Consider the following 22113-nt stretch of genomic DNA (forward strand, 5'->3'; position numbering starts at 1 on the left):
GAATAGCATGGGAAAGCGGGAATGAAATCTTTTTTTGATGGAAAAATGTATCAGGTACTATTTGCCGCCTTTGCGATCTTCGTTTTTTATCAGTTTGGCCGCAATGACACGCCCAAGCGTGGTGCGGACGTGATGCAGTTCATCGAGAGTGACTTGGCGGAAGTGCTGCAGAATGGCGGGAATGTGATTGACCGGACGAGCCGGGTGCAGCTGCATCATGCGGTCTACTCGGTGCGCTTCAAGGATGAGGGCTGGAGCGCGGCGCTGCGGGACAGGAATATCGCCACCTTGCGCAGGCTGGACTGGGTGCAGCGCGCACCGGCCGTGCTGTGCAAGATGGGCGCGCAGGTGACCATCAGGGAAGGCGAGAGCATGTACCGCGGCCAGGGAACGAATAGCGTATCGTTCGAATATGACGCGGGTACCGTAAAGAAGTGCGCGGCGCCAGCGGGATAGTCAGCTGGGTCGCCATGCCGGCCATAAACAGACACTTTTTTCGAGTCGGATTGTTTTATTCGGGAAGCAAATGAGTTGTATGAAAAATCGTATCGCTTTTGTAGGACTATTTTCTATATGAAAGGGGAAGACCTACACATTCGCCCGTTTGATTCGGCGCGATGAGTCGGACCCGCAGAACGTTTCTGCCGGTGTCCTGGCGCGTGACGGCTTCATGAGTGAACACGCACGACATTTTGTCTCGCCAAGCTCATACGGCGGCGCGATACGGCCAGGTGCAAGCCGTCGCATCCAGACTGCGCAAGGTCGGCATTGAATGCAGACTCAATGAGCCCTTTGCGCAGATAGGCACCCATCTTCGATTCATCTTCAACAATCAATATGGATATTGGCGCTCTCGGTCTATCAATGCCGCCATCCTGACCGCCCGAGCCAATATGGGATATCCGGACGGCAGCGTAGCAATACTTTACCAGGTTGCGTCACCCCGAATCACGACATCGGCACCGCCGTCGATGAAAATGCTTTGACCAGTGATGTGGCCATTTTCAGGACCCGCGAGAAATGCCAACAGCTCGGCAGCGGCGCTTGGCTCGAACGGTCCACCCAGCGGCATTGGCGTGCCGGCGATGATGCGCTTCCTTGTCTCTGGCTCATCAAACAGACGTTGCAACAGCTCCGTTTTCACCAGGCCTGGCGCGATGGCGTTCAGCGGAATATTCGCACCTGCCCACTCGGCCTTCAGTGCATTGCGTCGTATCCAGCGGGACAGTGCTCGCTTACTGGTGGCATACACGAATTTTTCTTCGGCGGCCTTCTCGAGCGCCAAGGTTTCAGTCCCTTCGAGCATTGCGTTCAACAGCTGCTCATTGAAAGGATGGACCGACGTTATCGAAGAGACCGCGACCGCGCGCGGCGAATCGGAGGTCAACATAAGTGGTCGCAACCCTTCTAAGGTGGCAATTGCGCCATAGTAGTTGACGGCGACGGTGAGTGGCCCGTTGATGTCCACGCCTGCGACGGCCAGCACTGCGTCGATGGCGCCGCCGCTGATGGAGGTGACCTGATTGACTAGCGCGGCTCTGCCAGGCGCCGTACTGAGGTCGGCAATGACCTCCGCGTTGTGCAGATCTGCGCCGATGACGCGGTGGCCACGCGATTCCAGTAATTGTTTGGTGACAAGGCCGATACCGGACGCTGCCCCCGTAATCACATAGACTCTTTGCTTGTTCGACATGCTGATACTCCTTTAAAGATAAAACGAAAAGACTAAACGCTTGCTTTCGGTATGGCTGTCGTCTGAAGGTTCAGGAGGCGCCAAAAACCCGATTCGCGGCGCCAGACCGCTGAGAACAGCGAATGCATACTCTTGTCAATGCCGCCGACGGTTGCTGTCATTCTCAGCGAGCCAGTAGCGACGAATGCATCGTCGCCGATGGCGCTGACGCATTCCAGCTCGAAGCTGGCACTGTGAAACACGAAAACACCTGCACGAAATTTTTTCAAAAACGCGGCTTTGTCATCGCGAATGCCGGTTGAATGGATGTATACCGCTTCGTCTGATAGCAGGGCGTCACAGGCCTCGAAATCCGGTTTCAGTAACGTTGCCCAGCGTTGTGTTTCCAGTTGCTGAGCAAGGTCTACCGCTTCATTGTTCAGATCGATCATGCTTTCTCCTTGGTGATTGAGGGAGAATTCACTCAGCGTCGTGAGACGGCAAGAACGACGATATCTTCGTTCCTTGCGCGGATAAAGGTGGGGTAAAGTCCAGACTCAGCGGACGATCTGTCCTTCACCCTGTTTAAGGAGTCTTGCTGTTCGCCAGGCGCGGTGCTCGGGCTTGGGGGTTTAGTCTGTTTCATCGGGAGCATCCGGTCTGGCTTTTTTGTCGACACCATAGGCCGGGTAGTCGATGTAGCCTGCTGCACCTCCACCATAAAAGGTTGCCCGGTCAGCCGGCGCTAGTGGCCAGCCGTTTTCAAAACGCGCCACGAGGTCTGGATTTGCGATGAACGGCTCACCGAACGCGGCCAGATCAATCGTACCGTCACTAATCAATTTGCTTGCGCGTTCTTGCGTGAGTCCGCCTGCAACAATAATGGCCCCTGTGTGGAAGGCGTTCCGCAGCTTCTCCAGAAGACGGGGGAAATGCGTATTGGCCGGAAGCACGGAGTCCCCCAATTTGAAACCTGATTGGTCCATCAAGTGGATATATGCGATTTTTCGCTCGGCCAGTTCGCGTCCCAGTTCCAGGTATGTTTGCTCTGCGTCGCTGTAGGCCGGCATGTCAAACAAATTGCCGAACGGTGAGAATCGGATGCCAACGCGGTGCGCGCCGATACGCGCAGCGACTGCGTCAACCGTCTCAAGCAGGAAGCGAAGCCTGTTCTCCATAGGCGCAGCGGAATATTTGTCGCTCCTGTCGTTTACTGCTGGATTCAAGAATTGTTCAAATATGTATCCGCCTGCACCGTGTAATTCAACGCCATCGAAGCCTGCCTCTATGGCGTTCGCGGCTGCGGCGACGAAGTCTCCAGTCAGCCCTGCAACTTCGGCGGTACTCAACTGGCGCGGGACCGAGGTTGGCACAAATGCCGGTGTACCCGTCTCGTCATACCCAAACGCCAGCGCGCCATTCGCCACTTTGCTGCTGGCACTGACCGGTGCCGCGCCATTGGGCTGAATCGATGTATGGGACACACGCCCGACGTGCCACAACTGCGCAAAAATCCAGCCTCCCGCCTGATGCACCGCGTCCGTGCTTTTGCGCCAGCCAGCGATTTGCGCGGGGGTATAGATGCCGGGGTTGAATAAATACCCTTGGCCTTCTCGCGAAATAGGAGTGCCTTCCGAAATGATCAGACCTGCGGTGGCACGTTGAGCGTAATAGATGGCGGTCATCTCGTCGGCAATGTCGTCAGGTGCGCGCGAACGAGTTAGAGGCGCCATCACGACACGGTTACGCAGGCGCAAGCCGCCAAAATTGTAAGATTGCAGCAGTTTCATGGTCTTTTCCTGGATGAGGAGACTGACGCGGCAATGAGATTCCGGGCCAGCCAATGGGTGATACGTTCCGGTAAACTACCGAATCAGGATGCGATCAAGGCGTCGGCCGCCTCGATGCCGGCGAGAGGCACCCAGTTTTGTAATGGTGTAAGGAAATGCATTTCGAATTCACGGACGGTGAAAGCCCAGCGACCTGCCCGACGCTCGAAATGGTCGTGATACAGGCCACTGATTTGAACCTGGCCCATGCTGACGTGGGTACAGAGGCAGTCAACCGCGACCTTCGCCGTCGCCCGCTCGCCGTCCAGGTCGATGATCGAGTTGGCCATCCAGTGATGCATGTTTGGCATAGCTGCCCAATTGGCGTGGGCCGACGCGATGATTGGGTCAATTCCGGCAAAATCGCCGAAGGCGGCGCCAAGCGAAAGACGAGCGTCGTCGTGCCAGATACTGCGCAACATTGCTTCATCGCGTCGGTCGAAGGCCTGTGCGTATGTGGCAATCAAGCGTTCAATGGCGATGTGACTTTCCACGGCGTCCAAACGCGCCAGGACGTCTTCTTGGGAAATTTCTTGCTGCTGAGGCGTAGGCTTAGTCATGGTGACTTTCTTAAAAATGAGGGAAATCAGTGGACAGCGAAAGGCTGCGCCACTTTGTTAATTCAGCCGCGACGGCGGCGAGCTTGTCATCGACGACCTTCAACGCATCTGCGCCGGCTACAAAGCGCAGCGGTGGCATGCGTTCGCCGGCGAGTAGTACCAGGGCTTGTCCCAGCTTGGCGGGATCCCCGACCTGCTGGTGGTTACGCGCTTCGAACACCGCTGCGGCCCGGCTCCGAAAATCGGTGTAGTCGTTCAGGCTGCGCGTGCCCAATTTCAGCATGCTGCTGTCGAGGAAATCGGTACGGAACGCTCCAGGCTCGACGATGGTCAGTTTGATTCCGAAACCCGCGATTTCTTGAGCGAGAGATTCGGAGAATCCCTCAATTGCGAACTTCGTGGACGAATACATCGACGCGCCGGCGACACCTTTGAAGCCACCATTCGAGGACATGTTGATCACATGGCCAGCGCGCCGGTGCCGCATGCTGGGAAGAACAGCGCGTGTCACATTAAAGGTACCAAAGACATTGGTGGCGAACTGACGTTCGATGGCGTTTGCGTCAATTTCTTCAAATGGACCAAACTGGCCATAACCGGCGTTATTCACCAGCACGTCAATGCGACCGAAGCGTGCTAATGCGGCCGCTACAGCCTCGGCAGCCTGCAGTGAATCCCGAATGTCCAAGGCCACGGGAAGCACGTGCCCGGCATTGTCTGCGTAGAGCGAAGTGAGCTTTTTGAAATCGAGGTCGGTAGCCACGACGGAATCCCCGGCAGCTAGGGCTGCGCGTGCAACTCCGGCACCGATGCCGCCAGCACTGCCGGTAATAAACCAGACTTTGTTCATACCGGCATCTCCTGTTCTATCCATGCCAGCGCGGAGGAGTGGCGCGGAGTCCAACCAAGTTCGCACCGCGCCCGTTTCGCGCGAACCCGGCTATTCGTACCAAAGGTGAAGAATGCGTGCATTTCCCCCCATTCTTTTGCCGCCTCCTCAGCCGAGACAAACTCGACTGGTCCGAGCTGCATACGACGGGCAATCGCCGCACCGATATCGGCGAACGAATCCTCACCGTTTTCAATGAAATAGAAGGCGCCTGCCGGAGCTTTTTCGACCGCCAGCAGGAACAACTCCGCCACATCGTCGATATGCACGTTAGACCAGCGATTGACGCCGGTCCCGACGATACGCACTACACCGTTCTCGCGGGCCCGATTGACCAAAAACGGAATCTGGAAACTGACCGGTGTCAGGCCGGTTCCGGTGCCGTATATATTGCTCGGGCAGATAACGACTCCGCGAACACCCTCGGTGCCCGCCCTCAGCACTCTCAGGTCAACGTCACGGCGAGGCTGCTTGGCCGGGTCAATGAGCAATGGCGTGTCCTCGTCAAAGATGGCTTCGTTGAGGCGTAGGCCACGCGCATCGTCGCCAATGACACTCGAGCCGCTGGTGTGCAGTAATGGCTTGTTCGAGCCCGTCAACCCCTCGATGAACGATTCGATAGCTGCCATGTGGTCGCTATCGGCCATGTTGATCACGCCATCGGCCAGCTTTGCCTCACTGACCAACAGCGCGTGGTCTTCGAGTGTGCCCAGCACGGGTGTGATGCCGATTGCTTTCAGTTGTTCTGCCTTGGCGCTGTCGCGCACCAGGCCACGTACGCTGTGGCCGGCTTCAATTAAACGACGGGCGACGCTACCGCCAACAAATCCTGTGGCGCCGGTGATAAAAAGTTTCATGGAATCTCCTGATTGAACTGCGCACCGTGCCGAGTTGGCGTGCGCATTGCGATGACGACCTGGACTGCCAAGCGATTTCCGCGTGGTGACATTGCATCCGGGGTTCTGCGTCGGAGATACTGGGTGGATATCTGGTGACAATGCGCCCAACTCTCCGACGCATTCAAGATAACTTGGATTGGGCTCAGCATTAAGTGGGTTAGACTTCCAGATGAACCGGACACTCTGTCCGCATGAGGAGAAATACGACATGGACAGTTTTGCCATCAAGGTCTTTGTGCACGTGGCCGATACGCGCAATTTTGTCTCTGCCGGACGAGTTGTCGGCGTGTCCGCATCCGGCATCGGCAAGAGCGTCACGCGGCTGGAGAAAAGCTTGGGGGTACGCCTGTTCCACCGCAGTACCCGCAGCGTGACGCTGACAGCCGAGGGTGAAATGTTCCTTGAACGCGCACGCCGCATCTTGGAGGAAGTCGACGCTGCGCGAGCCGAGCTTTCGCAGACGACCCGTATCCCAACCGGCCGGCTGCGCATTGGCCTGCCGATGATCAGTGAACCATTTGTGCTGACGTTGGCCGCATTCCAGAAACAATACCCGGAAGTGGAACTGGACTTGGATTTCGATAACCGCCATGTCGACGTGATCGATGAGGGGTATGATGCGGTGATCCGCAGCGGCAGCATTGACGATTCGCGCCTGACGTCGCGCATACTGGGCGCATTTCAGATGCTGCTGGTGGGGGCGCCTGAATATCTCGAACGACGTGGCACACCAAAACATCCTCGGGATCTGCTAGAGCATGACTGCATCCAATTCCGTATGCCCAATACCGGCCGGCTGCAGACCTGGCAACTACATCGCGAAGCAGGTGAAGCCGAGCTTCAATTGGGCCGTCGCATCACCTGCAATACCAACGAAGCTCGCCGCTGCTTTGCATTGGAGGGCGTTGGCATTGCTTATATGTCGGACTTCACAGTCACAGAGGCATTGCAAACAGGCGCACTGTTGCAAGTGCTGGGAGATTACACATTCGAAAAAAATACCTTCCGCTTACTTTGGCCGTCAGGAAAACATATGACCCCCAAGCTGCGCGCATTTATTGACTTCGTTAGCGAGCATGTTCCATTGGGAAAGCCGGACCGATATTTGGCTCGAAACGACGTGGCCTCGAATGTCGAGCCTGAATGACATAGCCGGTGAGGTACGGCTGCGGTGCATGTTTTTTCGGCACCGCAGCGAGGGATGTCACCTTGGTTAAAAACCGTAGGTCACGGCGAACACACTGCTGACATCGTGATTTTTTCGAACCACAGGACTGTCTTTTGCATCGTTTTCGAGCTCGCTGAAGGTAACGCCGGCGGTCAATGCAACGGCCTTCGAATAAGCGTAGCTGACTGACATTTTTGCCCTGACGTCCTTGATCTGTGCCAGTTTGGCGGTTTGATCCATATCCCTGTCGATATCGGCCGCCACTTTCTCGTTGATGCGGTTTTTTGCCATGCGAGATAACTGCTACCAGCGCGTACATCAAACCAGTGATAACTGAGAGCAAACCTGCGTACAGCCAGATCGACCAGTATTCCATGGGCATGAACCGGCAATAACCGCGACTGACCGGGTGGCCCTGGTTGGCCGTGACCCTGGCGCCAGATCAGCAAGTCAGCAGCTCAGCCCGGCGCGCCCTGCTGCAACGCCGGGCCGCACTTGTTCGCCTGGCTGGCCTTCGCGGAAATGCTTCAACCTTGTGGCGGGAAATGGCCAAGCTGCATGAACAACCCGAACCAGTCTTCCATGTGCCACGTGGTAGTGAGCAGGCCGTTGGCGACTGTGTGAAACTCGTGCAAGCGGAAGCTCACCTTTTTGCCGGTTGGCGCGATACCGAACAGATCGCCCAAATGTGTACCGCTGATCTCGGCGCGCACGCCAATCTTGCCTGGCTCCTGGAGCATGTCGTGGATGGTCAATTGCATGTCCGGAAATGCGGCGGTAACCATGCGAATGATGGGCTTGATGCCGGCCGGACCGGGTTCCTGCCCTGGGGCCAGCGGAATGTCTTCCCACGATGGCGCCAGTACGGTATCGACCAGATCGGGATTTTTTTCGCTGAATGCCCGATACAGTGTTTCGACTGCAATGCGTTCGGTGCGTAGCAGCTCGGACAAGTCTGTTTTTGACATATTCATAAGATTGATTCCTTGAGTTGATTGAAAAGGCATTAAGGCTTCGCAGCGGTCAAAAATAATCTGTCTGCAATCTCGGCAACGCGTGCGCCGTATTGACTGGCCGTCTCGAGATCGCCCGATGACATCTCTTCGGGCGAAGCGTCGGCAGGCGTCTGCGCCATCGCGCCGAGAAAGGAGCCCATGCGATTGATGTCGTCGCGCTGGGAGGCCTTCGTGTTGGAGGACTTCGGTCCCACTCCTACCCAGATGCCGCGGTGCTGCGCAGCGAGTAAAGTGAAGTACTGCAGCGTTGCCAGCTTGTCGCCGTTGACACTCGCACTATTCGTGAAGCCGCCAAACACCTTGTCCTTCCACAGGTCGCTGAACCATGGCTTGGATGACGCATCGGCGAATTTCTTGAATTGCCAGCTGGGCCCGCCCATGTACGTCGGCGACCCGAGAATGACATAGTGCGCTGCGTTGATCTGTGCCCATGCTTCGTCAGACAAATTTCCTTCGGCGTCGATCTGCAACAGCTCCGCTTGCGCGCCTCCGGCGACGGCTTCGGCCATCCGAGTCGTGTGACCATAGCCGGAATGGAAAATGACAACGCCTTTTAGTTCAGTGGAACGAATGCTCATGATCAAACCTTTAACGTGGGGTGGGGGGAAGTAGTAATGGGCATGACTTGTTTACCTGACGGCATGCGTGTCGGCGCCGTCCGTTCAATCATCCAACCAGGGTATTCGGGCATGAGCTGGCTGACATTGTCGAGCGTGGCGAGATCGCCGGCATCGAGTTCGAGGTCGGCGGCGGCCAGGTTCTGTGCGACCTGTTCGGGGCGTTTTGCGCCAATGATGACCGACGTCACGAAGGACTTTGTAAGGATGTAGGCCAATGCGATGCCAGCCACGCTGATGGCATGCTTCTCGGCGATGAGGCGCATGATCGCCACGCAATCCCAGGCTTTGTTCTTGTCGACGGGCGGAAAATCGAATGTCGCGCGCCGCCCTTCATGCATCGAATCAGGACCAAACTTGCCCGACAGCAGACCGCCTGCCAGTGGTGACCAGACGAGCAAGCCCATTTTTTCCTCGGTCAGCATAGGCGCGATTTCACGCTCGAGATCCCGGCCCGCAATGGAGTAATAGGCTTGTACTGTTTCGAAGCGCGCAAATCCATGGCGACTGGCCAAGCCGTTGGCTTTGGCGATCCGCCAAGCCGGCCAGTTCGAGACGCCGACGTAACGCACCAGTCCGCGCGAAATGAGGTCATCGAGTGTCCGTAGCGTTTCCTCGATCGGTGTGACGGGATCGTTGGCGTGCAACTGGTAGAGGTCGATGTAGTCAAGCTGCAAACGGTCCAGGCTCGCCTCGACCGAATCCATGATGTGTCCGCGCGAGGCGCCCCGGTCGTTCGGGCCAAGGCCGGATGGGTTGAATACCTTCGTGGCGATGACGACATCCTTGCGCGCCACACCGAGGTTCTTCAATGACTGGCCCAGCATGCGTTCGGAATGGCCATGCGTATAGACATCCGCCGTATCGAAGAAATTGACCCCTGCGGCGATGCATTGTTCAACGATGCCATCCGCCGTCGGCTGGTCCATCCCAGCGATATCGTGATACAGGCCTGCCTGTCCTGCGGGGCCAAAGGTCATCGTGCCGAGACATAACTCGGACACGAAGAGCCCGGTGTTACCCAATTGCTTGTAGCGCATCATCGTCTCCTTATTGCGGAGCAGCCTTGCTTGCTGCAGAAGAGTCCAGTATGCGCTGCGAGATTTATGTTATAAAGTACGCCAATAAAAACTCATTGTTACCAAAATAAATCACAATGCAAAATCTTGATTCACTGACGATCTTTGTTCGCATTGCAGAAATGGGCAGCTTCACGCGCGCGGCGGCGAGTCTCGGCATTCAGAAGGGACGGGCATCGAACGTCGTGCGCGAACTGGAGCAACAGGTCGGTGCACGCCTGCTGCACCGCTCAACCCGAACGGTGCAGTTAACGGAGGACGGGCGCAGCTTTTACCTGCGTGCGCGTGCTTTGCTTGCAGATGCCGAGGAGCTCAGTGCGATGTTTGTTGGAGGCGAGGCACCTCTCAGCGGCCGTCTGCGCATCGATTTGCCAACCGAATTCGCGCGCTCCACTGTCTTGCCTGCGCTGCCATCCTTCATGGATGCTTATCCGGACCTCGAGCTGGAAATATCCAGCACCGACCGGCGCGTCGATCTGATTTCCGAAGGCATGGATTGCGTATTGCGCGTTGGCGGAATCGTCGACGAGACGCTGGTTGCGCGCACACTTGGTGCGTTAAGGATGGTCAATGCGGCCAGTCCTGCCTACCTGAAGCGGTATGGTGTGCCCAGGACGCTGGAAGACCTGTCTACTCAGAAACACCGCATGGTTCACTATTGCCCGACATTGGGCAGCCGGCCGTTCGGCTGGGAGTATCCTACAGGTGAAACCTACGCGGTACTGGCACTTGCCGGATCTCTCAGCGTCAATAACGTGCAGACCTATCATGGCGCCGGGCTGGCTGGGCTCGGGCTCATCCAGGCAGGGCTGTTAAGCCTGAAGCCTTTCCTTCTCAGTGGTGAGCTAATCGAAGTTCTCCCGGACTTGCGCCCGAAATCCTTGCCCGTATCTATCGTGGTAGCACACCGACATAACCTGTCGCGCCGGGTCCGTATCTTCATCGAGTGGCTTGAAAACATCCTGTTGCCTTATCTGGACCGTTAGGTGTTGCGACGGCACTGTCAACTTGACGAATCCAAGAGACGAGTTCCGAGGATCCAAGCCCGACTGCCTGGGTTTGGTCAACGAAATTGATGCGATTACAGGATGTTGTCTACGCCGGTGACCTCATTCCACAGAGAAAATGCGTGAGCACGTACGTGCCGGTACCGCGGCGTAGCTCTTCAGCTTGTCGGTGACCAACACCCGTGGGGCGTATCGCAGGCCCTTGAGAAGCTTGCGGAAAAAGCGTTTCGCCGCCTGCTTGTTACGCCGGCTTTGCATGAGAATGTCGAGCACATGGCCATCCCGATCGATTGCGCGCCACAGGTAATGGTGCCTGCCCTTGATGGTTGGCACCACCTCGTCGAGATGCCATTTGTCCCCACGCTGCGGCTGACGCCGGTGCAGTTCGTTGGCATATCGCGGTCCGAACTTCAACGTCCATTGGCGGATCGTCTCGTAGGTAACAATGATGCCGCGACTGGCCACCAGTTCCTCGATGTCGCGAAAACTTAGCGAGAACCGGAAGTAGAGCCACACTACGTGAGTGATGATCTCGGGAGGGTAGCGAAAGCCACGGTAAATTTGAGAATTTTTTGTCCCGTTACTTTACAAAATTTTGCGGGCTGCCGTTAAGTTGACAGTACCGGCTTGCCAAAGCATGTTCGAAATTTCATCTGTAAAAGCCAGGGACTAGCAACGTCCTCCCATGCCGATCAAGTAGCCCACTGCTTTGACACTTGATCCTGCGCTGTGGAAAAAACATCCCAACTGCTGTTGGGCGGCGCTTGATCCGCCGCCTCCACAAGGGCTTCTGCGAGATTGCCACGCTTTATGGTGCTTCCCATGCTTAGGCGGTGCCGGGGTTGGGTCACCATGGTCGGACGTACATCCTCGCCGTCCAATAACCGGGCTGCCCGACAGATCACGAATTCAATCCCACTTATGGCTAAAGCCTGCTCACGTTCCAGGACGTTGGCGCGCATACCGGGCTTCATTGCGTTCAACAGCCACCACACCCATGATCCCTTGTCTGCACCAATTACCGACAAAAGAACGAAACGCTTCACGCCGTTGGCTTTGGCGGCAGCGACTGCATTCGATGCGCCTTCAACCATGACTTTCCGCACCTGATCTCGCTGCAAACCCTTGCCATGTATATCAACGGTGAAGAAAACCGCATCGAAGCCGCCTTCGAGCGCGCGATGCATCTCCGCAGCATCGGTCACGTCGGCAGCCCAAGGTTCAACCAGGTCTTGCGCAGCTTTTGGGGTCCTTGCGATAGCGCGGACGACATCGCCACGGAGAGCCAGGCGTTCGACGATCTCGCGTCCGACACCGCTACTGGCGCCAATCACTGCATAGCGTTTCATGGCGTCACCTTCGATGTCGATGCCAGAGATGCAACAGCAGCAGCGTGCACGCCCGGTGCCGCCAAGAGAATGTCCTCGCTCCCGAAGTGCCACGGCCTCCCTCGCGTATCGGTAACGACGCCGCCTGCCTCGGCAACAAGCAAAACGCCAGCGGCCAATCCGGACCGGACCTGGGTGTATTGCCAGAAGGCGTCCATGCGTCCGCTCGCCACCTCGGCGATCTCGAAGGTCGCAGGCACTGCCATCCGCACGAGTAATGCCGCATTCAGCATTGTTTGCACTGATGCCGATATGGCCTCATGGACTGCTGCCCCCTCACCGGGTCGAGCTTGCCCTGTACCGACCAACGCTGCGCGCAGGTCGCGCTTGTTGGAGACGAGCATTTTCTCCCCATTGCAGCATGCTCCGTCGCCCTGTATCGCTGTGTAAAGCCGATCCCGCAGTGGTTCATACACGACTGCAAGAACCGGCACGCCGTCGCGTACCAGCGCGGCAGTGACGCCCCATACGGCGCCGCCGTGCACATGGTTGACATTGCCTTCCACGGGGTCGGCTACCCACCACTCGCCTGGGGGTAACGCGCCGCCGGCTTCCTCATCGTCAATCCAGCCGCTATCCGGGCGAATGGCAAGAAGAGCGGCACGTAGAGCGTTTTCGACCGAAGCGTCGTTGGCGTCGATTGCTGAAATTAATGTCGGGAAGTCCTGGCGGGCGGCGCCGGCGCTTGAAAAACGCTTTACCAAGATGTGGCCGGCCGCTTTTACGGCGTTAATCACGCCGGGCAACAAGGACTGAAGTTCGTTCTGGTTCATGATGAAAAATCCTTTGCGTTTGGAGAGAAGATGCATCAATAATATGAGCATTCGCTCACTTTTAATACTCGCATTTTCCGTCATGCCGCCATTGCCCACTCCATCCCATCTCTTGCCTCGTAAAACGCCCCGCCAGCAACGTTCAGCCGCTACCGTCGCGGCCATCTTGGAAGCTGCTGCTCACATTCTTGAAGTGGGGGGCTTTGACGGTTACACGACAAATGCCGTCGCGGCGCGTGCTGGTGTCAGCATTGGATCGGTCTACCAGTATTTTCCCAATCGGGATTCGGTTACGCGCGCGCTCATTGAACGTCGCTCGGAAGCACTGCTGGGAGCCATCTTGCTAATCGACCCTGCAGCTAAAGGGCGGGATGGAATTAAGCACGTAGTTCGCATCGCGGTCGCGCAGCAACTGCGGCAAGCCGGCCTTGCGCGCCTGCTTGACCTCGAAGAAGCGCGCATGCCGCCAAGCGACCTAATGCGCAGCCAAGGCACGCGCGCGGCAGAAGTGATTCGTACCTACCTAATTCAGGCTGGTATCCCTGACTTGCAATTCAACACGGTGGTGGGCGACGTCATGGCAATAACGCTGGGTATGGTCGATGCGGCAGGTAGACGCGGCGAAACTGACGAAGATGTGCTGACCACCCGCGTCGTACGGGCTGTGACTGGTTATCTCGATGGAACATCGGACTGATTTTGTAAAGCTGGCGCCTATTTAATCACTTATAGCGGGAGACGTCAGGTGACCCAAATTGCCGCTGGAGCCCAAACACCTCACCGTGAAAAGTGAAATGAAGCAAACGTAATGCTCACGTGCCTGTTTGCGAGATCAATGGGTGCTTTGGGTCAAAAGCGGGTTCTGTCGCGTTGCTGATCAGGGGGCGAAATTTTTCCAGCATTGCACATTGCCCATCAAACTGGACGGACCATTCCTGCCAGCGCAGAAAATTGGCCGGCGAACGACATTGCATCGACGCCGTCGATTGCGAACTGGCCCTTGCGGATCATATGTATAAGTTCGATGCCGGCGAGCACCGAGCTGGCGGAGCGGAACGATTGATGGCGCGATGGTCCTGCTCGACGATGTTGTTGAGGTATTTAACCTGGCGCACCAAGATTGACACGTCGCGCCGGGCGTTGCTCGCATCGATCGCCGCCTTGTTGGCGCTACTCTTGTCCATCGCGACCTTGTCCGGATCGCCGTTCGCCGCCATGGCCTCATCGAAGAAGCGCTGCGCCGCGGCCATGTCGCGCTTCGCCGTCAGCAGGAAGTCGACGGTATTGCCCTGCTTGGCCAGCTGTCGCCGACGGGACGCTTGTGTTTGCGGGCCATCTTCTCGATGTGCGGCAGAAATCGGACCGACCATCGATTGATCGATGAATGGTCGACCAACACGCCGCGCTCCTGCATCATTTCTTCCAAGTGGCGGTAGCTCAGCGGGTATGCCACGTACCAGCGAATGCAGACCAGGATCACCTCGATCGGAAAGCGCACTCCTTTGAAGTTGAGCATATCGGTTCATCCAAGGTTCGGGCGCCGTAGTTTACTTGATCCGCCATCGACGGTTTGCTAATGCGACAGAACCTGCACCGGGGCAGGCTGACGCGGTGCGATCTCGTCCAGTGTGATCTCGCCAAAGCGTTTAACAAAGGCAGCTTCTGCATCAGCCATCGTAGCCACCATAACGGCATTGACGTTCTTCTCCACCAGACAGTCCGAATGGCGGCTGCGATTGCCTATGGCGAAAAGGTTGGGGCGGCCGAGGGCCTCATAGATAGCTAGCAGCGTGATCTGGTGTAACGGACGCGTCAGTTGCCACCCTCCGCCATGTCCCTTGCCGGAGCGAACCAAGTTCGCATTGCGCAGCCCTGCCATGGTGCGCCGAAACACGGCCGGATTGGTACCCATGCTCCGCGCCAGCACCTCGGAAGTGAGCGGCTCGTCGACTTGGCCCATGTGCAGGAGGACGTGCAGTACGTCAGAGAGTCGAGTGTCTCTGTTCATCGTGTGACCTTTAATTTGACTATGCTTGCTTTGCTACGGTGGACGTTGACATGAAATGCCTCGACACGTATCATTAAAAGATACATGACTTGCCACTCGTCATTTAGGTCTTGCTATTCAGCGCCGCAGAAACAAGAGATTATAAAATAGGAGATTATAGTGCGATACGACACGATCATCATCGGGGGCAGTTTCGCTGGGCTGTCGGCCGCCCTCTATCTTGGGCGCGCGAGTCGCTCAGTGTGCGTTCTTGACACGCGCGCGCCCCGCAACCGCTTCGCCAGCGCTTCACACGGTGTGTTTGCCCAGGATGGCAGCGATCCCATGACCATGCTCGCGACCATGCGCGCCCAGGTGGCAGCCTACCCGACAGTACGTTTCGTCGACGAGGCGGCCGTGGACGCGGTGCATGTAAACAACGCTTTCAGCGTCACGTTGACGAAAGGTGAGGTCGTGTCGGGCACCACGCTGCTACTTGCGTTCGGGATTACAGACATCCTGCCCGATCTTCCAGGAGTGGCCGAGCGCTGGGGTAAATCCGTGATTCACTGCCCCTATTGCCATGGCTATGAATTCAACGGGAAACGGCTTGGCGTGCTAAACCTATCGCCTATGTCGGTTCATCAGGCTTCTTTGATTCCTGAATGGGGGCCGACGACTTTCTTTCTCAATGGAGGCGCGATTGAGCAGGACGCGGCTGCGGATCTCGTGCGGCGGGGTGTCACGATCGAACCCGCGCCCATTGAATGTCTAGTGGGGGAGGGCGCGGCGCCGTTTGCAATCAGGCTCAGCAACGGCAATGAGCAACCGCTGGACGCGCTCTTCATCGGCCCACCTTATCGCTTTAGCAGCGACATCGCCGAACGGCTCGGCTGTGCAATCGAAGCTGGGCAGTTGGGATCCTCTGTCACCGTGGACGAGATGAAAGCAACAAATGTCGCCGGCGTCTTCGCCGCTGGCGACATCACACGCTCGGGCCACACTGTTACTTTTGCGTGTGCCGACGGGGTCATGGCCGCACTGGCCATCCATCGCTCGTTAATTTTATGAGGGAACATATAATGACCGGCAAACCTTCGCCCTATGCTAACTCGGGCGCTATCGCGTCCTATACGGATGATGCTCCTCGCAAAGTGCCAGGACTGGTAGATCTCCATCGCATGACGATGTTGCTGCTTGCCGAACAAGCTCCCAATGCAGCACATATTCTTGTCGTCGGCGCCGGAGGCGGAATGGAAACCAAAGCATTGGCCGAAGCGCAACCGGGTTGGCGCTTTACCGGTGTGGATCCTTCGCCGGCTATGCTGAACCTGGCGCGCCAGACGGTAATGCCATTCGCGGACCGGATCGATCTGTTGGACGGGACCGTTGATCAGGCGCCGGCCGGCCCCTTCGACGGCGCAGTATGCCTGCTCACACTCCACCACATCGATCGAAGCGAGCGGCTGAATACGTTGCGTGAAATCCGCCACCGTCTGAAACCTGGCGCTAGCATCGTGATTGCTGGTCACTCGGCACCCGGCCCTGATCCTAGCCGGTGGATGAAGCTCTCTGTTGCGTTCGGCCATCGAGCCGGCTTCGACTGGGCGAGGGCCACAGACACAGGCAGGATGATGACTGAAAGCCTGTCGCTACTCGCTCCCCCCGAGGAAGAAGAGCTGTTGCGTGAGGCCGGTTTTGTAGATGTCGCTTTGTTCTATGCCGCCTTTTCCTTTCGTGGCTGGGTGGGGATCGCCGGTCACCAGAAACCTGACTAAGGGCGTTCGGCACCGACCACGGACTGCGGTGGTCAAGTAATTCCGGACACAACGATAGGTTCACGTTCTGCCATTTTCTTTTCGTAGACAGAGGGCGGCAGATTGCCCAATGCTGAATTGATGCGCTTGCAGTTATAGAAGCCGACGATGTAGTCGGTGATGTCGGCTTTGGCCTCGGCGTGGTTAGCGTATTGACGCTGCCAGACCCGTTCCATCTTGAGGTTCAAGAAGAAGCGTTCAACGACGGCGTTGTCCCAGCAGTTACCTTTGCGGCTCATGCTGCAGACGAAGCCGTGGCTGGCCAGCAGGTCCTGGTAAAGCTCGCTGGCATATTGACTGCCCCGGTCGGAATGGATGATCAGTCCAGTTGCCGGCCGGCGCTGTTGGATGGCCATCGTCAACGCATCGCAGACCAGCTTGGCTGGCATGCTTGGCACCATAGACCAGCCCACCACTTTGCGCGCGTACAGGTCCAGCACGGTTGCCAGATACAGCCAACCGGCACCGGTACGGATGTACGTGACGTCGCTGACGTACGCCAGGTTCGGCGCGCTCGGATTGAACTGCCGGTTCAGCACGTTGACGGCCACTGGCAGGTCGTGCTTGCTGTCCGTTGTATGGACCAACTTGCGCTTCCAGACCGGCTTCAAAGCCTGCTGGCGCATCAAATTGCGCACCTTGTAGCGCGCCCAAGGGAGAACTGCGTCCGGATGGTGAGAAATTGATCAAACCATCCTCTTAAAACCGCTCATTCACGGACTCTTACATTGCCCATTTTATTTGCGCTTGCAGTAGAGTGTTAAGTTGCACTGAAAATTGACCCACTTTCCCCACGAATTTGCAACGGAATCTGACCCACGTTAGTAGCACAATTCCACCTGTCTTATCGGCAGGAGATCGGAGTGATCAACGTGGCTCTACTCGGTATCATTCGACGCTGGCACCTTCGTGACCAGATCCCAATACGAGAAATCGCCAGGCGACTGGATATCTCTCGCAATACCGTCCGACGCTATCTGCGATCGGAAACCACTGAGCCCTCCTATGCGGAGCGGCGATCAGTTAGCGGATTAGACAAATACTCGGTGCAGCTATCCGGGTGGCTCAAGGCCGAGACGACTAAGCCGCGTAAGCAGCGGCGCAATTTGAAGCAGATCCATGAGGACCTGAAAGAGCTGGGCTATGCAGGGTCATACGACCGCGTAGCAGCGTTTGCCAGGCAGTGGAAGGCGGGTCAAACAGAGTGGGTCAATTCTGCGAGCAAACGAACACATCACCACCACCTGCAGCGGCGTCTCATCCAAGAAGTGCAGTAACTGTGATATCCGGTCAGGTATCATCACCATGGGGGCACGTGCCACTATCTCCGGAGCATAAGAAATGAAGGTCTACCTCGATGACGAGCGGAACACACCTGAAGGATGGACTCGAGTGTACTGGCCTGATGAGGCGGTATCACTATTGACCTCCGGTGCGGTTGTCGAGATCAGCCTCGACCATGATCTTGGCGATGATGAACGAGGCACCGGGTATGACGTTATCTTGTGGATAGAGGAAGCGGTCGCGTTGCGCGGCTTTAATCCTCCAATTATCGTCGTTCATTCGGCCAACAGCTCAGCACGTCAAAAGATGGAGGCTGGAATCGCGGCGATCCGGCGGATGGTTATCGAGCGTAAAGTCAGTTGACGGCCAGAGAATGAATTTGGCACGGGAAATTCAGCTTCTATATCCGACAGAGCCGGATTGGTCCGAAGTTGATAACGAGACGCTCGCTACGCTTGTGGAGGACTTTGTGTCTGAGCCTTGCAGCGCAACAACGGCGCTCGGACTGTTGGCAACGCGGCAGGATGTACGTGCAAAGGAACTGGCTAAGTGGTTGCTTGTTCACGAGCAAGCCGACCAATTGCTTAAGGCGGCAGCGCACGATGTACTCGACGGCGAGTGAGGTGTTATTTTGTGTTCGAATCAATCACAAGGTCTGCTTAGGGGTGCGGATTAAAGCGGACATGGACGCTACGGGACTCTAGCTTTGGCTTAGGCTGAGATGTGGGTTTTGGTATTGGTAGTTTCGCAGTGGTGTACTGTGCAAGCTGTACTAGCCTAGCCACTCTCGTTCATCCCAAAGTTCACCGCTGATTAAAAAGTACGACTTGGCCTGCGGGTAGGGCGGCGCCTCCTGTGGCGCGCCGAGTTTACTGATCCAAGTTCGGCCAGTCTCCGTTGGCTTGATGAAAAACTCGTCGTCTGCGACGATGGCGAACATCTTGCTATCGCAATACACACCGTACTCGCCCAACATATTTTTCGCGCTGAGGCTGCCAGCGCCCGCCATCTAGTCGAGCAGAAAATCCACCGTGCCTTGCTGTGATGCCATCATCTTCCGCCGACTGAAAAAATAGTGTAGCGCAAGCCTGATGCCGTGGCACTCATTTTTCCTGCGGCACACCAGATAGCATACTGGCCAGGATGGGCACGGCACAGCTACACTACGTCCATTTATTATTTTGCACAGCATATTTAATCAGAGCGTTAGGGCGGCGCTCGAAATGAACATCCCTAACTTAGGTCGTGGTTTGACATAATATAAATTATGCGAAATTATGTCTATTATTGTGAAATCCTCATTTTTCCAGCTTCCCCAGTCGCATATGCGATTTTGCCACTTTTCACACCGCTTGTTCAGCCCAGCCCCACAGTGTGCGGACCACGCTGCGTTCTCGCTGCATACCGCTGCGTGCTTGTCCGCCAGCGAGTCTCGTGTACCATTGCCGCCCATGATCAACTCTTGCCCTGCTTGGCGCCATCATGACTTCTTCCACTTCCAGCAAACTCGCCCGTCTTGCGCAGGCGCCGGACTTTGAAACCTTGATCGAGGCTGCCGGCGATCTGATTTATACGCTCGATCTGGAAGGACGCTTTACTTTCTTCAACCAGGCCGTCGAGCGCGTTCTCGGCTATTCTGCGGCAGAGATGATGGGTCGGCCGTTCACGGAGCTGCTGACGCCAACCGGCGCGGCCGTGGCGTCGCGGCATTACCAACAAGGTTTGGCTGGCCAGGAACATACGCCGTTTTTCGAGGTCGAGGCGCGGCACCGCAATGGCGCCATCGTGCACCTGGAGATACGCGCCGGCATGCTGATGCGCGACGGCGTGCTGGTTGGACGGCAAGGTATTGCGCGCGATATCAATGAAATCAAGGCGTTGCAGACGATTGTGTATGAAAAGTCTCAACGCATGACCTTGCTGGAAGAACGCACGCGCATCGCCATGGGCATGTATGCCCGCATTGCCGAACTGGTCTATGACGATCTGGGTCCCGCCCATGGCGGCAAGCCGCCCGGCGCCAGCGACGCGGGTTTGCGCGAAATCCAGAGCACCCTGAACCGCGTGGCAGCCGAGAAACATGGTTTGAATGCGGCTGACCTGACCATCTTGCAGCTGCTGGCTGAAGGCCGCTCGAATGGGGAAATTGCGCAAGTCGTCTGTCGCAGCCCGCATACGGTCAAGGATAGCGTCAAGAAGATCATGCAGAAACTGGGCGCCAAGCGGCGCGCCGAGGCTGTGGCCTGCGCCTTGAAGCTGGGCCTGCTGACGGCCGACAGTTGATGTTCTCCGTACATCCACGATGAACTTTCCTCGATGAACCACCCGATTGGGGGTGCTTTCCCCCTGTCGGTGGTCTGGCCGGCAGACGCTGCCCGGCTGATAATCGTTCCCAGTGCCAAGCCCGGCACTCCAAAAACATCATAAAAACAGGAGACAAGCATGACCCAGGCGCATCCACGCACCGCTGTTTCACCGCCCTTTTTACGTCATCCACCGCGCTTGCTGCGACTTGCCGGCACGCTGGCCATCGCCGCGTCCTTGTCCGCTTGCGCCAGCAAGCCTGGTCCATGGCCGTCGCGCGCCCTGCCGCCAGAAGCCGCCGTGACGGTGGATGCCACGCAATTTTTGTCCAATAAGCAACTGGTCGACTGGCAACTGGACCTCGATGAGCGTCATCTGCGCGCAACCGGCTCGCCCCGGCATGAAGCGTACATCGACGCGCTGCATGAACGCCTGCTGCGCGCCGGTGTCAAACAGCTGCGTTTCGAACCCGTCAGCTTCCAGCAGTGGTCGGTGGAACCGGGCCGCTGGAATTTGGAAGTGGACGATGGTGAACGTACTGGCGTGCTCGCGTCGGCCGGCTACATTCCGTATTCGGGCGTGACGCCGCCTTCCGGCATTACGGGACGCATCGTCTACCTGGCCCCCGGCGCCATGCCCGATGCCAGTCTGGCGGGCAAGCTGGTCCTGGTTGACCTGCCGAAAGTGGCGTTGACGGGCAAGTTTTTCCACCAGTCGGCCGTGCATGTGCACGACCCGGAGAACGTCATGGGGCCGGATGCGCCGTATGCGCGTCCGTTTCAGATGCTGGGGCCATTCGTCACCCTGCTGGAACGCTTGCAGGCGGCGGGCGCGGCCGGCGTGATCGCCATCATCGATGCACCCGCCTCGGCGGCGCACGGCCTGTATGCACCCTATGACCGCGAAGTGCGCCAGCTGCCCGGCGTGTTTGTCGATCGCGACATGGGCAAGCGCCTGCGCGAGCGGGTCTTGGCGGGCACGGCGCCGGTGATCAAACTGACCATGGATGCCGAGGTGCGGCAGGTGCAGACGCGCAACCTGATTGGTATCATCCCCGGCAAGTCCGAGGAATTTACGGTGATCAACAGCCACACGGATGGCACGAATGGCCTCGAAGACAATGGCCCGAATGCCATCGTCGATATCGCCCAATACCTGACGCGCTTGCCGCAGGACAGCCTGCCGCGCAGCATCATGCTGATGCTGTCGAGCGGGCACTTCGCCGGTGGCGTAGGCATCGAGCATTTTCTTGACAGCCACAAGGATGATGGCTTGACCCGGCGCATCGCCTCGATTGTGACCATCGAGCACCTTGGCGCGCTGGAATGGCTACCTGACAGCAATGGTTTTGTGCGTCCCACGGGAAAGTTCGAGCCGGCCGGCATGTTTTCCCCGCGCACGCCCGCCTTGATGGATGCCGCGTATGCCATGTTGAAACACGCGAATGCGGCCCCTGCGTTCGTGATGCCGCCCACCAATCCCAAGGGTGACGGCAGTCCGAACGACGCTGTCTGGCCTGGCGAAGGCCAGTATTTCTGGGGCTTGCAGCGCATTCCAACAATCAACTACATCACCGGGCCGACCTATTTGTTGAACTATGGCATGCCGACGACGGACAAGGTCGATTTCCAGCGCCTGCACCGCGAAACCGTGGCATTTACCCAGCTGCTGCTGGATCTGTCGCGCGTGCCGTACGATGAACTGCGCAAGGAAACCACGGCCGCGCCGTGATGCATTGACCTGACTGGGCGCCGCCTGGCGTCCTCCTCCCTTCCCCGCCCTGCTCCCGGCGCCGGTTTTTCCTGCGCTGCGGACTCGTGCACC

At 57.4% G+C, this 22113-nt stretch carries 24 protein-coding genes and 3 pseudogenes; 10 read left to right on the top strand and 17 right to left on the bottom strand.

Going from position 1 to position 22113, the window contains the following annotated elements:
• Nucleotides 1-21: 21 nt before the first annotated feature.
• Nucleotides 22-456 carry a hypothetical protein gene (locus ACP7EG_RS16270; RefSeq protein WP_426088435.1) on the top strand — a complete coding sequence of 145 codons (435 nt, stop codon included), beginning with the start codon at nt 22-24 and terminating at the stop codon, nt 454-456.
• 469 nt (nt 457-925) lie between these two features.
• Here ACP7EG_RS16270 and ACP7EG_RS16275 read toward each other — a convergent pair whose 3' ends face one another.
• The 6 genes from ACP7EG_RS16275 to ACP7EG_RS16300 all read right to left on the bottom strand — a co-directional run bounded on the left by ACP7EG_RS16275 (nt 926) and on the right by ACP7EG_RS16300 (nt 5807).
• Complete coding sequence (locus ACP7EG_RS16275; RefSeq protein WP_426088436.1) at nt 926-1693, bottom strand: SDR family oxidoreductase; 768 nt, start codon at nt 1691-1693, stop codon at nt 926-928.
• 32 nt (nt 1694-1725) lie between these two features.
• Nucleotides 1726-2124 carry a nuclear transport factor 2 family protein gene (locus ACP7EG_RS16280; RefSeq protein ID WP_426088437.1) on the bottom strand — a complete coding sequence of 133 codons (399 nt, stop codon included), beginning with the start codon at nt 2122-2124 and terminating at the stop codon, nt 1726-1728.
• Between the two features lie 180 nt (nt 2125-2304).
• The gene (locus tag ACP7EG_RS16285) at nt 2305-3462 is read right to left on the bottom strand and encodes an alkene reductase (RefSeq protein ID WP_426088438.1); all 1158 of its coding nucleotides are present in this window, start codon (nt 3460-3462) and stop codon (nt 2305-2307) included.
• Between the two features lie 83 nt (nt 3463-3545).
• Nucleotides 3546-4061, bottom strand: a complete 516-nt coding sequence (locus tag ACP7EG_RS16290) for a nuclear transport factor 2 family protein (RefSeq protein ID WP_426088439.1) — start codon at nt 4059-4061, stop codon at nt 3546-3548.
• A 10-nt stretch (nt 4062-4071) separates the two neighbouring features.
• Nucleotides 4072-4911, bottom strand: a complete 840-nt coding sequence (locus ACP7EG_RS16295; RefSeq protein WP_426088440.1) for an oxidoreductase — start codon at nt 4909-4911, stop codon at nt 4072-4074.
• Nucleotides 4908-5807, bottom strand: a complete 900-nt coding sequence (locus tag ACP7EG_RS16300; protein WP_426088441.1) for an NAD-dependent epimerase/dehydratase family protein — start codon at nt 5805-5807, stop codon at nt 4908-4910. The genes ACP7EG_RS16295 and ACP7EG_RS16300 overlap by 4 nt, the downstream gene beginning before the upstream one ends.
• 250 nt (nt 5808-6057) lie before the next feature.
• Here ACP7EG_RS16300 and ACP7EG_RS16305 point away from each other — a divergent pair, with 250 nt between their 5' ends.
• Complete coding sequence (locus ACP7EG_RS16305) at nt 6058-6996, top strand: LysR substrate-binding domain-containing protein (RefSeq protein ID WP_426088442.1); 939 nt, start codon at nt 6058-6060, stop codon at nt 6994-6996.
• A gap of 66 nt (nt 6997-7062) precedes the next feature.
• Here ACP7EG_RS16305 and ACP7EG_RS16310 read toward each other — a convergent pair whose 3' ends face one another.
• The 4 genes from ACP7EG_RS16310 to ACP7EG_RS16325 form a co-directional block, all read right to left on the bottom strand.
• On the bottom strand, nt 7063-7308 hold the full coding sequence (locus tag ACP7EG_RS16310; RefSeq protein ID WP_426088443.1) for a MipA/OmpV family protein: 246 nt from the start codon (nt 7306-7308) through the stop codon (nt 7063-7065).
• A gap of 236 nt (nt 7309-7544) precedes the next feature.
• Complete coding sequence (locus ACP7EG_RS16315; RefSeq protein ID WP_426088444.1) at nt 7545-7991, bottom strand: ester cyclase; 447 nt, start codon at nt 7989-7991, stop codon at nt 7545-7547.
• A 32-nt stretch (nt 7992-8023) separates the two neighbouring features.
• A complete protein-coding gene (locus tag ACP7EG_RS16320; RefSeq protein ID WP_426088445.1) occupies nt 8024-8611 on the bottom strand; it encodes a flavodoxin family protein in 588 nt (195 codons plus the stop codon).
• Between the two features lie 2 nt (nt 8612-8613).
• A complete protein-coding gene (locus ACP7EG_RS16325) occupies nt 8614-9690 on the bottom strand; it encodes an aldo/keto reductase (RefSeq protein ID WP_426088510.1) in 1077 nt (358 codons plus the stop codon).
• Nucleotides 9691-9806: 116 nt separating this feature from the next.
• Between ACP7EG_RS16325 and ACP7EG_RS16330 the strand changes: the two genes are divergently transcribed.
• Nucleotides 9807-10715, top strand: a complete 909-nt coding sequence (locus ACP7EG_RS16330; protein ID WP_426088446.1) for a LysR family transcriptional regulator — start codon at nt 9807-9809, stop codon at nt 10713-10715.
• 123 nt (nt 10716-10838) lie between these two features.
• Here ACP7EG_RS16330 and ACP7EG_RS16335 read toward each other — a convergent pair whose 3' ends face one another.
• The 3 genes from ACP7EG_RS16335 to ACP7EG_RS16345 form a co-directional block, all read right to left on the bottom strand.
• Nucleotides 10839-11297, bottom strand: coding sequence for an IS6 family transposase (locus ACP7EG_RS16335; protein ID WP_426088511.1), 459 nt, complete (start codon nt 11295-11297; stop codon nt 10839-10841).
• 131 nt (nt 11298-11428) lie between these two features.
• A complete protein-coding gene (locus ACP7EG_RS16340) occupies nt 11429-12085 on the bottom strand; it encodes an NAD(P)-binding oxidoreductase (RefSeq protein WP_426088447.1) in 657 nt (218 codons plus the stop codon).
• A complete protein-coding gene (locus ACP7EG_RS16345) occupies nt 12082-12897 on the bottom strand; it encodes an inositol monophosphatase family protein (protein WP_426088448.1) in 816 nt (271 codons plus the stop codon). Before ACP7EG_RS16345 ends, ACP7EG_RS16340 begins: the two co-directional genes overlap by 4 nt.
• 82 nt (nt 12898-12979) lie before the next feature.
• Between ACP7EG_RS16345 and ACP7EG_RS16350 the strand changes: the two genes are divergently transcribed.
• Nucleotides 12980-13594: a TetR/AcrR family transcriptional regulator gene (locus tag ACP7EG_RS16350; RefSeq protein ID WP_426088512.1), complete on the top strand. Its 615-nt coding sequence runs from the start codon at nt 12980-12982 to the stop codon at nt 13592-13594.
• Between the two features lie 218 nt (nt 13595-13812).
• Here ACP7EG_RS16350 and ACP7EG_RS16355 read toward each other — a convergent pair.
• Nucleotides 13813-14413 (bottom strand): annotated as a pseudogene (locus ACP7EG_RS16355) (IS6 family transposase).
• Between the two features lie 57 nt (nt 14414-14470).
• Nucleotides 14471-14905, bottom strand: a complete 435-nt coding sequence (locus ACP7EG_RS16360) for an Rrf2 family transcriptional regulator (protein WP_426088449.1) — start codon at nt 14903-14905, stop codon at nt 14471-14473.
• Between the two features lie 159 nt (nt 14906-15064).
• Here ACP7EG_RS16360 and ACP7EG_RS16365 point away from each other — a divergent pair, with 159 nt between their 5' ends.
• Both ACP7EG_RS16365 and ACP7EG_RS16370 read left to right on the top strand, forming a co-directional pair.
• Nucleotides 15065-15955, top strand: a complete 891-nt coding sequence (locus tag ACP7EG_RS16365) for an NAD(P)/FAD-dependent oxidoreductase (RefSeq protein WP_426088450.1) — start codon at nt 15065-15067, stop codon at nt 15953-15955.
• Between the two features lie 11 nt (nt 15956-15966).
• Nucleotides 15967-16662: a class I SAM-dependent methyltransferase gene (locus ACP7EG_RS16370; RefSeq protein WP_426088451.1), complete on the top strand. Its 696-nt coding sequence runs from the start codon at nt 15967-15969 to the stop codon at nt 16660-16662.
• A 32-nt stretch (nt 16663-16694) separates the two neighbouring features.
• Here ACP7EG_RS16370 and ACP7EG_RS16375 read toward each other — a convergent pair.
• A pseudogene (locus ACP7EG_RS16375) lies at nt 16695-17348 on the bottom strand (IS3 family transposase); the annotation flags it as partial.
• 216 nt (nt 17349-17564) lie between these two features.
• On the opposite strand from ACP7EG_RS16375, the pseudogene ACP7EG_RS16380 reads away from it, so the two are divergent.
• A pseudogene (locus tag ACP7EG_RS16380) lies at nt 17565-17891 on the top strand (helix-turn-helix domain-containing protein); the annotation flags it as partial.
• Nucleotides 17892-18042: 151 nt separating this feature from the next.
• Nucleotides 18043-18348 (top strand): cyclic-phosphate processing receiver domain-containing protein, encoded by a 306-nt coding sequence (locus ACP7EG_RS16385; protein ID WP_426088452.1) that lies wholly within the window; start codon nt 18043-18045, stop codon nt 18346-18348.
• A 409-nt stretch (nt 18349-18757) separates the two neighbouring features.
• On the opposite strand, the gene ACP7EG_RS16390 is transcribed toward ACP7EG_RS16385, so the two are convergent.
• On the bottom strand, nt 18758-18994 hold the full coding sequence (locus tag ACP7EG_RS16390; RefSeq protein WP_426088453.1) for a TfoX/Sxy family protein: 237 nt from the start codon (nt 18992-18994) through the stop codon (nt 18758-18760).
• A gap of 473 nt (nt 18995-19467) precedes the next feature.
• On the opposite strand from ACP7EG_RS16390, the gene ACP7EG_RS16395 reads away from it, so the two are divergent.
• Both ACP7EG_RS16395 and ACP7EG_RS16400 read left to right on the top strand, forming a co-directional pair.
• The gene (locus ACP7EG_RS16395; RefSeq protein WP_426088454.1) at nt 19468-20268 is read left to right on the top strand and encodes a PAS domain S-box protein; all 801 of its coding nucleotides are present in this window, start codon (nt 19468-19470) and stop codon (nt 20266-20268) included.
• A 159-nt stretch (nt 20269-20427) separates the two neighbouring features.
• A complete protein-coding gene (locus tag ACP7EG_RS16400) occupies nt 20428-22020 on the top strand; it encodes a PA domain protein (RefSeq protein WP_426088455.1) in 1593 nt (530 codons plus the stop codon).
• The last annotated feature ends 93 nt before the right edge of the window (nt 22021-22113 follow it).

It is taken from the genome of Janthinobacterium sp. PSPC1-1, assembly GCF_049897625.1.
Taxonomy (GTDB): Bacteria; Pseudomonadota; Gammaproteobacteria; order Burkholderiales; family Burkholderiaceae_D; genus Janthinobacterium; species Janthinobacterium tructae.